Source organism: Solibacillus sp. FSL K6-1554, from assembly GCF_038005185.1.
In the GTDB taxonomy this organism is placed as follows: Bacteria; Bacillota; Bacilli; order Bacillales_A; family Planococcaceae; genus Solibacillus; species Solibacillus silvestris.
On sequence record NZ_JBBOSS010000001.1, the window covers coordinates 2,642,753 to 2,656,329 of the forward strand.

At 38.5% G+C, this 13,577-nt stretch carries 18 protein-coding genes and 1 other annotated feature; all 18 genes read right to left on the minus strand.

The features are described from left to right. Window positions 1–31 precede the first annotated feature (31 nt). The 18 genes from MHB58_RS13175 to MHB58_RS13260 all read right to left on the minus strand — a co-directional run bounded on the left by MHB58_RS13175 (window position 32) and on the right by MHB58_RS13260 (window position 13,063). A complete protein-coding gene (locus MHB58_RS13175) occupies window positions 32–1,318 on the minus strand; it encodes an FtsW/RodA/SpoVE family cell cycle protein (RefSeq protein WP_008405224.1) in 1,287 nt (428 codons plus the stop codon). After that, window positions 1,308–1,703, minus strand: a complete 396-nt coding sequence (locus tag MHB58_RS13180; protein WP_340735391.1) for a helix-turn-helix transcriptional regulator — start codon at window positions 1,701–1,703, stop codon at window positions 1,308–1,310. The genes MHB58_RS13175 and MHB58_RS13180 overlap by 11 nt, the downstream gene beginning before the upstream one ends. Then, window positions 1,696–2,241, minus strand: a complete 546-nt coding sequence (locus MHB58_RS13185; RefSeq protein ID WP_008405221.1) for a sigma-70 family RNA polymerase sigma factor — start codon at window positions 2,239–2,241, stop codon at window positions 1,696–1,698. The genes MHB58_RS13180 and MHB58_RS13185 overlap by 8 nt, the downstream gene beginning before the upstream one ends. A gap of 402 nt (window positions 2,242–2,643) precedes the next feature. Then, the gene (locus MHB58_RS13190; RefSeq protein ID WP_340735392.1) at window positions 2,644–3,033 is read right to left on the minus strand and encodes a thiol-disulfide oxidoreductase DCC family protein; all 390 of its coding nucleotides are present in this window, start codon (window positions 3,031–3,033) and stop codon (window positions 2,644–2,646) included. 10 nt (window positions 3,034–3,043) lie between these two features. Further along, a complete protein-coding gene (gene pheA, locus MHB58_RS13195; RefSeq protein ID WP_340735393.1) occupies window positions 3,044–3,916 on the minus strand; it encodes a prephenate dehydratase in 873 nt (290 codons plus the stop codon). Between the two features lie 173 nt (window positions 3,917–4,089). Beyond that, window positions 4,090–4,545 carry an ACT domain-containing protein gene (locus MHB58_RS13200; protein WP_008405215.1) on the minus strand — a complete coding sequence of 152 codons (456 nt, stop codon included), beginning with the start codon at window positions 4,543–4,545 and terminating at the stop codon, window positions 4,090–4,092. Between the two features lie 17 nt (window positions 4,546–4,562). Then, window positions 4,563–5,852 (minus strand): GTPase ObgE, encoded by a 1,290-nt coding sequence (obgE, locus tag MHB58_RS13205; RefSeq protein ID WP_008405214.1) that lies wholly within the window; start codon window positions 5,850–5,852, stop codon window positions 4,563–4,565. Between the two features lie 12 nt (window positions 5,853–5,864). Next, window positions 5,865–6,380 carry a Spo0B domain-containing protein gene (locus tag MHB58_RS13210; protein ID WP_008405211.1) on the minus strand — a complete coding sequence of 172 codons (516 nt, stop codon included), beginning with the start codon at window positions 6,378–6,380 and terminating at the stop codon, window positions 5,865–5,867. Between the two features lie 188 nt (window positions 6,381–6,568). Then, window positions 6,569–6,865: a 50S ribosomal protein L27 gene (gene rpmA, locus MHB58_RS13215; RefSeq protein WP_008405208.1), complete on the minus strand. Its 297-nt coding sequence runs from the start codon at window positions 6,863–6,865 to the stop codon at window positions 6,569–6,571. Window positions 6,866–6,878: 13 nt separating this feature from the next. Continuing rightward, on the minus strand, window positions 6,879–7,220 hold the full coding sequence (locus MHB58_RS13220) for a ribosomal-processing cysteine protease Prp (RefSeq protein ID WP_008405207.1): 342 nt from the start codon (window positions 7,218–7,220) through the stop codon (window positions 6,879–6,881). A gap of 16 nt (window positions 7,221–7,236) precedes the next feature. Then, a complete protein-coding gene (rplU, locus tag MHB58_RS13225; RefSeq protein WP_008405205.1) occupies window positions 7,237–7,545 on the minus strand; it encodes a 50S ribosomal protein L21 in 309 nt (102 codons plus the stop codon). A 14-nt stretch (window positions 7,546–7,559) separates the two neighbouring features. Continuing rightward, window positions 7,560–7,637 (minus strand) — a sequence feature (ribosomal protein L21 leader region). Window positions 7,638–7,682: 45 nt separating this feature from the next. After that, window positions 7,683–8,294 carry a site-2 protease family protein gene (locus tag MHB58_RS13230; RefSeq protein ID WP_008405204.1) on the minus strand — a complete coding sequence of 204 codons (612 nt, stop codon included), beginning with the start codon at window positions 8,292–8,294 and terminating at the stop codon, window positions 7,683–7,685. Beyond that, the gene (locus MHB58_RS13235; protein ID WP_008405203.1) at window positions 8,295–8,834 is read right to left on the minus strand and encodes a membrane protein; all 540 of its coding nucleotides are present in this window, start codon (window positions 8,832–8,834) and stop codon (window positions 8,295–8,297) included. Window positions 8,835–8,953: 119 nt separating this feature from the next. Further along, complete coding sequence (gene minD, locus MHB58_RS13240) at window positions 8,954–9,751, minus strand: septum site-determining protein MinD (protein WP_039966703.1); 798 nt, start codon at window positions 9,749–9,751, stop codon at window positions 8,954–8,956. Between the two features lie 87 nt (window positions 9,752–9,838). Continuing rightward, entirely contained in the window at window positions 9,839–10,507 is a 669-nt protein-coding gene (locus tag MHB58_RS13245) for a septum site-determining protein MinC (protein ID WP_014823334.1), read from the minus strand. 91 nt (window positions 10,508–10,598) lie between these two features. Continuing rightward, entirely contained in the window at window positions 10,599–11,117 is a 519-nt protein-coding gene (gene mreD / locus MHB58_RS13250; protein WP_008405199.1) for a rod shape-determining protein MreD, read from the minus strand. Continuing rightward, complete coding sequence (gene mreC, locus MHB58_RS13255) at window positions 11,117–12,034, minus strand: rod shape-determining protein MreC (RefSeq protein ID WP_008405198.1); 918 nt, start codon at window positions 12,032–12,034, stop codon at window positions 11,117–11,119. The genes mreD and mreC overlap by 1 nt, the downstream gene beginning before the upstream one ends. Window positions 12,035–12,046: 12 nt before the next feature. Continuing rightward, on the minus strand, window positions 12,047–13,063 hold the full coding sequence (locus MHB58_RS13260) for a rod shape-determining protein (protein ID WP_008405197.1): 1,017 nt from the start codon (window positions 13,061–13,063) through the stop codon (window positions 12,047–12,049). Between the last annotated feature and the right edge of the window lie 514 nt (window positions 13,064–13,577).

Below are 13,577 nucleotides of genomic sequence, written 5' to 3' on the forward strand. Positions count from 1 at the left end.
CCTGTCACATGAATAAGCTGTTTTTTTATGATTAGTTCTGCTGCGCTCCACTCCCTATGAATGTTTTCCGGCGATACACGCTTAGTGCAGTCCCAATGACAAACGAGTTTATTAGAAGAGATGTAAAACCGTAACTTATAAAAGGAAGCGATAATCCGATAATCGGCAACCAACCAAGAATCATTGCCACAGAATATCCAAACTGCATGCAATAAAAAGATACTGCTCCGATTACAAGCATTTTGCCATATGAACGGGTTAATTGTTTTGCTTCCCAAAGTATACGAATTGCGATGGCGAATAATACCGTTACGACAGCAATTCCTGCAATGTAACCAAATTCCTGGATAAGCTGTACTAAAGCAAAATCTGTATGCCCTTCCGGAATATATCGGATCGTCTCTGCCCCAAACCACCCAGCTTCATTTAATGCATTTTTGATTGCCAGATAAATATAGCCTTCCTGTGTGGCATAGCTTTCCGGATTCAGAAAAGCATAGATACGTACAAGCTGGTAATGGTGCAGCTGCGGAGTCATCAGAAACACCGCACTAGCGATTAAGCCAATCACTGTTATACTTGTCAAAATTTTCGATTTTAGCGAGTAGTCACTTAAGTAAAACAAAATAGTAACGACCCCCGCATAAATAAGGGCTGCTGTCAGGTTTGGCGCACGTAAAATAAACCATAACGGCAAAACAAATAAGATGATTAACTGCCAACTTTTAAATTTCTTCTGTGTAAAAAAGCCTGCCCAAGCAATGAGCAGCAATGGTAAAACGGTCCAAACCTGAATCTGTATCGGCCCTACCATTAAATAGCTTTGCCCGGAAACCATAGCTGTCGGAAAATAATTTAATATCATTAACAAAATAAGGGCACCCAAATATATAGCTAGACTGAAACGCTCCAGCTTCCGATAATCGATATACATCAGTGCTGCTATCAATAGGACGGCACAAAGAAGGTGCAGCCATTTGTTTCGAATAAAATAATTAGTCATGTCTGCCCCAAAAATAACGGTACTATCAAATGTTAAAATCGGGATAAAGCTGGCCCCTAATAGAATAGCAACTAAACTAATCAGCAGCCAATCGACTTTGGGCCGGTGAATCTTGTCCATCGATTTTCCGAGTGCGGATGGTGAGCCCATTTCATCAATTGCTTTTCGTTCCGCTTCATCGGGTGTATACCCTTTTTTTAACCAGGCATTTTTCGAATGTTCTATATGGTGCTTTAATTCATCATATACATGTACCTGAGCTTCTTTTGAACGAATAAAGGCTGTTACTTTATTTAAAAAACGTTCACTCTGCATGCATACGCACCCCCAATAGACGCTCCTTCAATGTCAGTTTGATTTGTCCCTCTTGCTGTAATTGTTTTTTTCCGGTCTTCGTTAACTCATACCGCTTAACGCCGTCCGTCCAATTTGCGAGCACAAACCCATTCCTTTCCTGTTCATGAAGAATTGAATAGATGATTCCCTCATTATCGATTACATCCTGTATTCCCCTTACATGCAGTAATTGCGTAATTTCAATACCGGACTTTGCTTCAATTAAAAGTGATAAAATTACCCTTTTCAACTCATCGATGTTTAACTGTCGTTGGACATTTTCTTTATGCTGCTCTGTGAACTTTGTGTTGGAAAATGCGGTGCGATCCATCGCTTTTTTTAAATTTTTTAAACGATCATCCATTTTCTTCACGCTCCAGATGTTTTTTTAATAGCTGCTTTCCTTTTCTAAGCCTTGTTTTTACCGTGTTTTCACTAATTTGCAGTACTTCGGCCATTTCCTTCATCGTCTGATCTTCGTAATAGCACAAGTAAATAACTTCACGATATTTGACCGGCAGTGCCATGACCGCCTTGACTAAGTTATTATCTTCCTGCTGCTGTATGACTTCTTGTTCAACGGACATACCGCTTTCTACTTTCATAAAAACTTCATCATCTTTTGCTTCGACATTTTTGGCATACCAGCTTTTCAAATAATCTTTTGAATGATTAATTGCAATGCGCCAAAGCCATGTTTTTAACGATGAACCATATTGAAAAGAAGGGAGTGCCTTGTAGCATTTCACGAAAATTTCCTGCGTCAGATCCTCGGCAACCGAATGATTATGTACATATTGCATAACAAGCTTTAATATCTCTTCCCCGTACTGTTGCATTAATTCATCTATAATCATTTCATTTGATAAATTAGCGGTATCATTTATTAAATAACTTTCCACCTAAATACCTCCTTTCATCAATTAGACGAGCCTCGTTTTAGGAAAGTTTGATTTTCATAAGGAAAATTCTAATATAATTACAGAACTTCTAATAAAAATTTTTATCTTCTAATAAATTGTCGATTTTCTAAAATATCGTTTCGATGTTCTAATAATGGTTTGCTTTTTTCTAATATCGCAGCTGGATATTCAAATATCCTTATGACATTTTCAAATATCCCACAGCAATGTTCTAATATAAATGTCATGTATATTCTTTTCAACCCTACACTATTAAAATTTAATAAACTCATTGTATTTCCTAATAAAAGCCACATTTCTTCTAATAACCGCACCCCACTGTTCTCATAAAAATCCGAACAAAAAAAGCACTCCGCATGAAGCAGAGTGCACCTGTACATTTTATAAAAATCGTTTTCGCTGTTCCGGTGACGGTAGCATACATTCCTGTTTTTTTCCGAACCATTTGTAGCGATTTTTGGCAATCCAGCGATACACAAGATCACGAACGGGTTTTGGTACAACCACAAATACGTAAAACAGCTTCCACAAACCTGATAAGTTTCGTGTAATTTTAAGTGCGGCCGTCGATTCCGTAAAATGCTGGTCGTCTTCTATAAACACAATACTATCTGTGTTTTCCGGTACATCATACTCTTTTAACAATACCCTTCCAACCTCACTTTGCAGCGACGCAAACTGAAACAATGCTTTCGGGTCACGTTTAATAATAAACTGGACACTTGCATCACAGAAATTGCACTCTCCATCAAATAATAGGATTCGCTTCATGCTCTTCACCTCACTCTGGTGTGACGTATGTATAATATGTACCGAGTGACTTCACTTTGCAGCCTAGTGCAATCAGTTCTTCCACTGCACCTTTCATCATCGGTTCCTCTTCATCTGCTAGTATATCAGTAATGAAGAAATAATTCCCCAGTCCTGTTTTAAGTGGTCGTGATTCAATCTTACTCAAGTTCAGTTTACGCCATGCAAATACCGAAAGTACTTGATGAAGCGCACCAGATACATCTGTCGGTAATGTAAGCATAAACGTAGTTTTCGGTTGTGCCTGCAACGGTACTAAACCATGCTTTATATTTTGCTTCGATAAAACGAAGAAGCGCGTATGATTAAAATGGAAATCATGGATATTGTGTTCGAATATATGTAAATTATATTTTTCAGCGGCAGAAAAGTTCGCAACGGCAGCAATACAGCGGTCTTCAGTTTGGGATACAAGCTCTGCTGCGGCAGCAGTTGAAGAATACGATGTCTGTCTTACCCCTCCATGATTATAATATAAATATTTATGGCACTGTGCTAAAGCATGCGGATGTGAATAAATCTCCTCGATTGCCTCTTTATTTTCCGCAAACTTTTTATTCACTAATAAATGCTGCTGAATTTTCGACATCACTTCAGCTGTAACGAAAAGCTCGGATTCATGGTACAAGTAGTCAATTGTTAGCGGAACAGAACCTTCCAGTGCATTTTCCACCGGGACTACCGCCAGCTCAACTTTCCCTTCCGATACCGCTTCAATGCATTCCGGAATCGACTTGTACGGAATATGCCAATCATGCGGAAATAGTCCCTTTGTTGCTAAATATGTAAATGATGCTTCCGGACCTAGGTAAGCAATTCTTTTTTCCCAATTTTTTTCTGACATCAATAAGCACCTCGATCATAAGTTCTAAATTTTCTGGAAATTCATCCTATAAGAAAAGCTGTCCAAAATGCCCTAAAACACATTGGACAGCAATTTTATTTATTATATCCTGATGTATTTGCACCGGAACATCTCACTTTTTCTGTTAAACAACATTGCTCTTCAAAGGAAAGTTAAAATGCGCCAGAACTGATTACTTCAGCAGATTCGATAAATTCAAGTTGATTTAAGCTGCGAATAAGTTCATCCAGCTCATAAGACATGCTTGTAACATCTAAAGAAAGCGTCACATTGGCACGTCCTTGAATCGGAATTGTCTGATGAATCGTCAGAACATTGCAATGTGCATCAGATACAGTTTCGAGTAATTTGGCAAGTGTACCTTTTCGATCTTGTAATTGAATGAAAACTGTTAAAATACGCTCTTGCACAATCGAATGGAAAGGAAAAACTGCATCACGATATTTATAAAATGCGCTTCGAGATAAATCCACTTCTTTTACCGCATCCCATATAGATGAAACAGATCCTTTTTGCAATAATTGTTTTGCTTCCAATGTTTTTTGCATCGCATCTGTCAGGACATCTTCACGCACTAAATAATATCGCTGATTTGCTACGTTTTTCATCGTCATCCCCCACTTAATTAGTCGACAAAGTCAAATTCGAATTCCATTAAACGTACAGTATCACCGTTTTGGGCACCGCGTTTACGTAACTCTTCATCGACACCCATCGCACGTAATTGGCGAGCAAAGCGTCGAATACCGTCTTCACGGCTGAAGTCCGTCATTTTGAATAGGCGTTCGATTGTGTATCCTGAAAGAACATATGCACCATCGTCATCACGTGAAATTTCGAAGTCGCCGCCTTGGCCTTCATGCTTGTACATTACGACTGCATCTGATTCTTCTTCAAGTACATCGTGTAATAAGAACTCCGGTGTCACTTCTAAAAGATCCGCAATTTCAAATAGTAATGGCTTTAACCCTTGACGAGAAACCGCTGAAACCGGGAAGACCTTTACATCTTCTCCCACTTTCTTTTTAAACTCTTTCAAGTTTTCTTCCGCATTCGGCATATCCATTTTGTTTGCAACGACAATTTGAGGACGCTCAAGTAATCGTAAGTTATATTGTTCAAGCTCGTTGTTAATTGTTACATAATCATCATAAGGTTCGCGGCCTTCCATACCGGACATATCGATTACGTGTACGATTACACGTGTACGCTCAATGTGACGCAGGAACTGCATTCCTAATCCGACACCTTGGTGCGCACCCTCGATAAGACCAGGTAAATCTGCCATTGCGAATGAACGGCCATCATCAGTTTCCACCATGCCTAAGTTCGGTACGATTGTCGTAAAGTGATAAGCGCCGATTTTAGGTTTTGCAGAAGAAACAACAGAAAGTAATGTTGATTTACCAACAGAAGGGAAACCAACTAATCCAACATCCGCCAATACTTTCAATTCTAAAATTACTTCCAGCTCTTGACCTGGTTCGCCTTTTTCGGCTAATTCTGGTGCTGGGTTAGAAGGTGTCGCAAAACGGCAGTTACCACGTCCGCCACGGCCTGCTTTAGCAATTACAGCTTGTTGACCATGTTCAACTAAATCGGCAATGACTGTTTTTGTTTCAGCATTCATCACAACTGTTCCTGGTGGCACTTTTACGATTAAATCTTCTGCACGACGACCGTGCATCCCTTTACTCATTCCGTGCTCTCCACGTTCAGCTTTGAAGTGACGTTTGTAACGGAAATCCATTAGCGTACGTAACCCTTCTTCTACTTCAAATATAACGTTACCGCCTCGTGCTCCGTCTCCACCTGCAGGACCACCATTTGGTACATATTTTTCACGACGGAAGGCAACCATTCCATCCCCGCCGTCTCCACCTTTAACATAAATCTTTACGTGATCGACAAACATTTCTTTCACTCCTCATATGTGAAGAACATATTTCCAACTTGTATTCGTTTGTTCATATGTTTCCACATTAAAAATATTCTGTTCTATTGAAAATGGCGACTGTTCCCATTTTCCCTTTAAATGAAATGAAATATTCCATTTCTCTTCATATGTTTCGATGTTTAACAGTAATTGATGCTCTTCATATGGATCAAGCTTGTCGTAAACATGAATAATTGTGTTTTCCAAGTATTGAACAATCGCTTCATCGTACTTGCTTTGTATTGGTGCGTTTACATTACTTGTCATGCTTAGTTGTAAAGCCGGATAACGCCAACTCAGGGTATGAAGCCATTCCACTGTTTCCGTTAATTGAAGTCGATTGATGTTCGAAAGCATTTTACAATGTTCAGACTGGTCAAAAATTACCTTTTTCGCCTCGTCCACTCGTCCTAAATCTAAGTTCATCTGGATTAAATGAAGCTGATTCAAATAGTCGTGATTCGCAAAGCGTAATGCTTCACTTACAGTTAATTTTGAAACGGTCATTTTACACACTCCGTATTACAGTATTATTAGTATAACAAGTTTTTCATCAATTTTCCTTCCATACTTCATACTCATGCCATATTCAATACTTAAGAAAATTTCAACCATCCATTTATAAAGGCATCTCTTCATTTTTGTGCAAAACTTAAAAAAGGACTGCAATAAATGCAGTCCTTTCATTGCAAGAATTATGCTTCTTGAGCTGTAGGGTATACAGATACTTTTTTCTTGTCGCGACCATAGCGTTCAAATTTAACAACGCCGTCAACTTTTGCGAATAATGTATCGTCACCACCGCGGCCTACGTTTGTACCTGGGTAAATTTTTGTACCGCGTTGACGGTAAAGAATTGAACCACCAGTAACAAATTGACCATCAGCGCGTTTAGCACCAAGGCGTTTAGACTCAGAGTCACGTCCGTTTTTAGTAGAACCTACACCTTTTTTAGATGCGAAGAATTGAAGATCTAAAGTTAATAATAACATTCTGTTCCACCTCCTAGATCATTTTATATTTCAATTCGATATATTCTGAATAGCTCGCAGTCATTGTGTAGAACTGTGTCACCATTGTGTTCAGAATAACTTGTAATTTAGCGTCTGTTTCATCATTCAGTTCAGCTTGTGGAACAGTTACTTTTAAGTAACCGCCTTCAGCACCTTGTTCGATTTCAGGAGTAATTCCTGTAATTTGCGGGATTGCATTCACTGCACCAAAGGCAACAGCAGAAGCACCAGCACAAACTAAATCTCGACCATAGATATCCGATAGAGCATGTCCTGAAATTTCAAATCCATACGATTTACGATTTTCATCACTATAAATAGTTACTGTAATCATATCCATCACCTACTTATTAAGCGTTGATAGCTTCAACTACTAATTTTGTGTAAGGTTGACGGTGACCTTGCTTACGACGGTAGTTCTTTTTCGCTTTAAGTTTGAAAACAGTAATTTTCTTTTGCTTACCTTCTTTAACAACTTTAGCTGTTACAGTAGCGCCAGCAACTGTTGGAGCTCCAACTTTAACTGTTTCTCCACCTACGAATAAAACTTTGTCAAAAGTAACGATTTCGTCAGCAGCCACACCTAGTTTTTCAACATAGATTTCTTGACCTGCTTCAACTTTGATTTGTTTACCACCAGTTTCGATAATTGCGTACATTAAAATGCACCTCCTCTTAGACTCAGACTCGCCCGGAATTGCAGGTGACCTATAAAGGTACTTAAACCTGTTCAGCGCGGTTGCAGTAGCACGGGTGCTACAAACAATAACATTAAAATACTACCACATCAGAATTATCAAGTCAACCGCTTCATAACTATTTTCTCAAAAGCAGAACGGTATTTTCGATATTTCCAATCTCCAATTACTTTGCTCCATAAAAAGAGGCTTATAATTGCTAAAGACAATGTCTGCGGCAATAAATATAATAGTACGATAATTGTTACCGTAAGTAAATAAAAAGAAGCCGTTAAATAAAATTCGAAAATTTTAGAAAACGGCCGCCATTTCAAAATGCTGTAACATAGTATTCTTCCACCATCCAGAGGCCAAATGGGGATGAGGTTAATAGCTAGAATAAAGAACTGAACTTCTATTAATCTCGCACTGAGCATATCGGGCAGGAATAAACTGATAAAAATCCCGAGACATGTTGCAACCGGTCCTCCAATAGCGATAATGATCAGTTGCTGATAGGATAACTGCAATTCATCCTTAATCGTCATCTCCCCGCCGTAAGGAACGATTTTACATTGCGTTATCTTGGCTCCGACAAGCTTTGCAGCGATAAAATGACCTAATTCATGAAATAATAACGAAACAATAATAACACTGTATAAAGCAATATCACCATATAATACGATTGATAAGAGCAGTAACAAAAATAATGGATGAATCGTAATTTTCATCTAAATCGGCTGTTCCTTTAGCCAGCGAATCGTTTCTTCCATATTTAAAATTTCCCCGTTACGTTCAATCTGAATATAGAGTTCCCCGCTTTTTTTCGTAGCGACAACTGCACCTTTTGTTACCGTTGTATAAGGCAATACATAGAAGTCGTCCACAAAACCAAACGTAACCGTATCCCCTGTATCATAAACAACCGAGACCGTTTTCCCGTTATATTTTGTATGGCCCGTAAACACAATCATCCCATCATACAATGCATTTAATACGAACGGTTCATCATACACGAGTAAATATCCGTCATTAAAACGATCAATTGTCTCAAAGAGCTGTAATTGACTAATCGATACATCTGCACTAACAGGGAGCTGCTGGTCTTCATTAGACAACATATTCACCACCGCTTTTCGCATCATGACTAAATCATCCGAACTATAGACAACCGAATGAATGACACGTTTTGTAGCGATATCCCCATAATAATTACAGCTATAAATAACAACAAAGACAATACTCGCGATGAGCCACTGCCATTTTTTCAAGCTCACCATCCCTCTTTTTGCACTAGTATATGTCAGGAACAACAATACAATTCAGGAAAGCCTGTACATAGAAAAAAAGCTGTATAGAATAGTAGATTACATTCCATACAGCTTACTTCTTATTTAAATAATGCTTTTATTTTTGCAAAAACGCCTTTTGGCTGATCATCTTCCAAGGACATTAACGGCACAGAGTCCCCTAATATACGGCGTGCGATATTACGGTATCCCAATGATGCTTTGTTATTCGGATTCATGACAATTGGTTCACCTTTATTGGATGAACTGATAACATCTTCACTATCGACAATGATTCCCAATAAATCAATCGATAAATGCGTTGTTACTTCTGTAATATCCATCGCATCTCCGTTGTTCATCAAGCTCTTACGGATTCGGTTAATAATAAGCTTAGGCGGTTCGATTGGTTCCTGTTCCAGCAATCCGATAATACGATCCGCATCTCTTACTGCTGAAATTTCAGGTGTTGTCACAACAATGGCACGATCTGCACCAGCGACCGCATTGCGATAGCCTTGCTCAATACCGGCCGGACAATCAATTAAAATATAGTCAAACTCACGCTTCAACTCATCGATCAAAGCTTTCATCTGTTCAGGGTTAATCGCGTTCTTGTCTGTATTTTGGGCAGCAGGCATCAAGTATAGACGTTCATCTACACGTTTGTCCTTTACTAATGCCTGATGCGTTTTGCAGCGGCCCTCAATGACGTCCACTAAATCATAAATGATCCGATTTTCCAAACCTAATATAACGTCTAAATTACGCAGTCCGATATCCGTATCGACTAGACAAACTTTCTTACCTTGAAGTGCCAATGCCGTTCCTAGGTTTGCAGTCGTAGTAGTTTTTCCTACTCCACCTTTTCCTGAAGTTATAACGATTGCTTCTCCCACATTAGCGGCCCCTTCCTTATATAAGGTAGCTTTTTGAGCTCCAGTTTCATCAGTATTCTTAGAGAATAATAATTCTTCATCACTCATTTAGCTTCCTCCTTTGAATGTTGATAAATTCGGTCGTACATTTCTTATTTCCTGGATTCTATCATATGCTATTACATTATTTTCTCCAAGATAGGCAAAAATCTGATCGGTATTGTCTAATATATATTGCGACTCGTTCGTCATTACTTCCACATAATTCCCAATCAATATATGTGTTGGTTCAAAATGTGACGCGGATACAATTGCTTGTTCATTGCCATCCATGCCTGCATGCACAATGCCTTTTAACTTACCCGCAATATGTACATTACCCCCTGCCTCAATACGTCCGTTTGGATTGACATCACCTAACACAAGAATATCGCCAGTAACACGAATCGTTTGTCCGGAACGCACAATTCCTACATATGTTTCAAAGCGACTAGTCTCAAGCAGTTTATGGCTTTCTTCTAATGTAATAACATCACTTTGAATTTTCTTCACACATAGCTTTTGCTGCCTTTCCACAATTTCAGTAAGCTGGTCTTTTTGTTCTTGTGTACAGTAACGTTTACCTAAGTGTAATTGTACATCTATTTTACCATCAAGATGGCCGTCTGTAACTTTTTTTCCAAGTTCTTCTACCAACTCTGTAAAAGAACATTGGTCATCCAAACGAAGTACTAACCCATCTTTTGTTCCTTTAATATGGATAAGTTGTTTTTTCATAGCTTTTTCAAGTCACCTCGCGCTACATAATAACGAAAAGAAAACAACCGGATTATGGATCCGCTTTGTTTCTTTTCGTTTTTTTAAAATGCTATTGTGCCCGTTGAAATACACGTGCGTTAAGACAATATTTAAACGCCCATGCAAGCATTATCAAAAATAATAGATTACCAATTGTTGTCGGAACTAACCGATTCACTAGGAACGGCTGAAGCGCCATCGTTGTAAATTGGAGCATATAGAAAAATTCATATACAACAAATTCGAAAACAATCATCAGCAATAATGCCAAAATCGTAGAAAATACTAGATGTGGATGAACACGTTTTACACACCATGCCGCTATATAACAGATAGCAGGATATAAAACCGTATAAAGACCAATAATATTAATATAAAACACATCAAAACAAAGTCCAAAAATAAGACCATAAATCATGGCTTTTTTTCGGCTGTAATAAATGGACAGAAAAATTAAATATAAAATTAAAAAACGCGGAATCAAATAATAGATTCCTTCACCCAACTGCAATGGGGAGAATACGGCAAACTCCGATTCAAGTAAAAACAGCAAGACAGCAACGAAGCCAATTAAAAATCGAGCGAGCATTACTTATCCCCCTCATTTTCATCGGCCGGTCCATTTACTAAATCTTCATTTGTACTGCCGCCATCAGAACCATCTACCGAAATTGTTTTGCGCTTAGCAATAATAACATGCTCGATCATTGAAAAATCTGCTGCTGGTTTGACATAGGCCATTTTCGTTAAACCGAAGTCATCAGTTGTCACTTCTGTAATCTCACCGATTAAGATACCTTTCGGGAAGATTCCCCCTAGTCCGGAAGACAATACTTTACCGCCTTCTTTAAGTTCCACTTTAGAATCGATACGCTTTAATAGTAATTCGTTACGCTCAACGTCATAACCTTCTACTAAACCATGAATTTCCTTATTCTTTTCATCATGTACAACCGCTGACACACGATAGTTTTCATTATTCGTATAAAGCAGTTCCACTTCTGAAGTATAAGGTGTTGCGATGACTATTTTACCAACTAGCCCTCGAGAAGTCATAACAGCCATGTTTTTTTCAACTCCATGTGCTGTCCCTTTGTTTAAAATAATTTTTTCTTCCCACTGATCAGGGTTTCTCGCGATGACCGTCGCCTGAATTGGGTCGAAATCACGCAAACTTTCCTCGATTGATGCGAGTTCACGCAATGAAGAATTTTCGGCCTTTAAAGTACTCACTTCTGCCTTTAGCACGGCAAAGTCTTCTAGACGCATTTTTAAGCGCTGGTTCTCTTCATACGTATTTAACAGCGAATCAATATTGCTAAAAATACCTGTTATGTAATTAGCCGGCTTTGCGACAAGGGATTGTGCAAAGCCAACTGTATCTTTAATAATTTTCTCGGGTAATGTTGCGTTATGACGATCACGTAAAGAGAAACCAATCAATGCCACTAGAAAAATCACGCTTACTAATAGGACAATTAACTTTTTATTAGAAAAATGTGGCACTGCCAGTCCTCCTTACTTCAGTTGTTGTGCGCGAATTAAAGCGATGTTGTCCAATGCTTTACCCGTTCCGATTGCAACACAATCCAGCGGATCTTCAGCAATAAATACAGGCATTTTTGTTTCATCACTGATTACTTTATCTAAATTACGTAATAATGCGCCACCGCCTGTTAAAACAATACCACGCTCCATTACGTCTGCAGATAATTCAGGTGGTGTTTGTTCCAATGTTTTCTTAACACCATCTAAAATAACAACAATCGCTTCATGTAAAGATTTTGAAATTTCATCTGATGTAATTTCAATTGTTTTTGGTAAACCCGTTAACAAGTCGCGTCCGCGAATTTCCATCGTTTCAGCAGGTCCTTCAGCAAGTGCTGTACCGATTTCTACTTTGATGCTTTCTGCTGTACGCTCACCAATTGTTAAGTTATATGTTTTACGGATGTAGGCGATAATGGATTGATCCATTGCATCACCACCGACACGTACTGATTCACTTGTTACAATACCGCCTAGAGAAATAACAGCTACTTCTGTTGTACCTCCACCGATATCAACTACCATCGAACCTGTTGGCTCCCATACCGGCAAGTTTGCCCCGATTGCTGCAGCAAATGGTTCTTCAATTGTAAATGCTTCTTTTGCACCCGCTTGACGACTTGCATCAATAACAGCACGTTGCTCAACCGAAGTAATACCATACGGCACACAAATCATGACATTCGGTTTCTTCCAGTTAGAACCCGATGCTTTCATTGCTTCTTTTAAATAATATTGGATCATTGCTGTTGTAATTTCGAAATCAGCAATAACGCCATCTTTCATCGGGCGGATTGCCACGATTGAACCCGGTGTACGACCGATCATATTTTTTGCGTCGTTTCCGACTGCTACAATATCGCCAGTTTTTGTATTTTTCGCTACTACTGATGGTTCACGTAATACAATTCCTTTACCTTTTACAAATACTAATGTATTAGCTGTGCCAAGATCAATCCCGACATCTTTATTCCCTAATCCAAACAAATTAAGTACTCCCTTTCTTATTAAAACGATTTCTAATTTATGATGCTAGCAAAATCATACGCTCTATTATAACGAATTACATCAAAAAATTATAGTGTTACAAGCACCGAATCGCGACTTTTGTCGAATGTTTTTTTCTACAACACTACTTTACTATTGTATTTCTATTTCCGTTACGAAACAAATAAAATTAATATGTAAGATTTAACAAAATCGCCACATGCTTATGACGAATATAACAAATAAAAGTTGCAATTGCGAAAATTGTCGACGAATTTTTAAATCCGTAATAATTGTTATCGCAATGTAATAATTTGAAACTTCTATCAGTGGGGGTTTTCTACCTCCCAGAATTAGAGGGAACACAATCTAAAACCGTCCCATCCTGTGACAGCACTTAGGGATCCATTGGGTTTTTACAGTATTCTGATTTCGTCTTACTACCTGTTAATTCGTGATTAAATAACTGCAAAATAAAAAGACAAACGCTTTAATACGTTTGTCCAGTTGCTTA

Excerpts from the sequence above, each read along its gene's own strand:
- MHB58_RS13175 (WP_008405224.1), bottom strand. The coding sequence starts at position 1,318 with ATGCAGAGTGAACGTTTTTTAAATAAAGTAACAGCCTTTATTCGTTCA.
- MHB58_RS13180 (WP_340735391.1), bottom strand. The coding sequence starts at position 1,703 with ATGGATGATCGTTTAAAAAATTTAAAAAAAGCGATGGATCGCACCGCA.
- MHB58_RS13190 (WP_340735392.1), bottom strand. The coding sequence starts at position 3,033 with ATGAAGCGAATCCTATTATTTGATGGAGAGTGCAATTTCTGTGATGCA.
- pheA (WP_340735393.1), bottom strand. The coding sequence starts at position 3,916 with ATGTCAGAAAAAAATTGGGAAAAAAGAATTGCTTACCTAGGTCCGGAA.
- MHB58_RS13200 (WP_008405215.1), bottom strand. The coding sequence starts at position 4,545 with ATGAAAAACGTAGCAAATCAGCGATATTATTTAGTGCGTGAAGATGTC.
- obgE (WP_008405214.1), bottom strand. The coding sequence starts at position 5,852 with ATGTTTGTCGATCACGTAAAGATTTATGTTAAAGGTGGAGACGGCGGG.
- MHB58_RS13210 (WP_008405211.1), bottom strand. The coding sequence starts at position 6,380 with ATGACCGTTTCAAAATTAACTGTAAGTGAAGCATTACGCTTTGCGAAT.
- rpmA (WP_008405208.1), bottom strand. The coding sequence starts at position 6,865 with ATGTTATTATTAACTTTAGATCTTCAATTCTTCGCATCTAAAAAAGGT.
- MHB58_RS13220 (WP_008405207.1), bottom strand. The coding sequence starts at position 7,220 with ATGATTACAGTAACTATTTATAGTGATGAAAATCGTAAATCGTATGGA.
- rplU (WP_008405205.1), bottom strand. The coding sequence starts at position 7,545 with ATGTACGCAATTATCGAAACTGGTGGTAAACAAATCAAAGTTGAAGCA.
- MHB58_RS13230 (WP_008405204.1), bottom strand. The coding sequence starts at position 8,294 with ATGAAAATTACGATTCATCCATTATTTTTGTTACTGCTCTTATCAATC.
- MHB58_RS13245 (WP_014823334.1), bottom strand. The coding sequence starts at position 10,507 with ATGAAAAAACAACTTATCCATATTAAAGGAACAAAAGATGGGTTAGTA.
- mreD (WP_008405199.1), bottom strand. The coding sequence starts at position 11,117 with ATGCTCGCTCGATTTTTAATTGGCTTCGTTGCTGTCTTGCTGTTTTTA.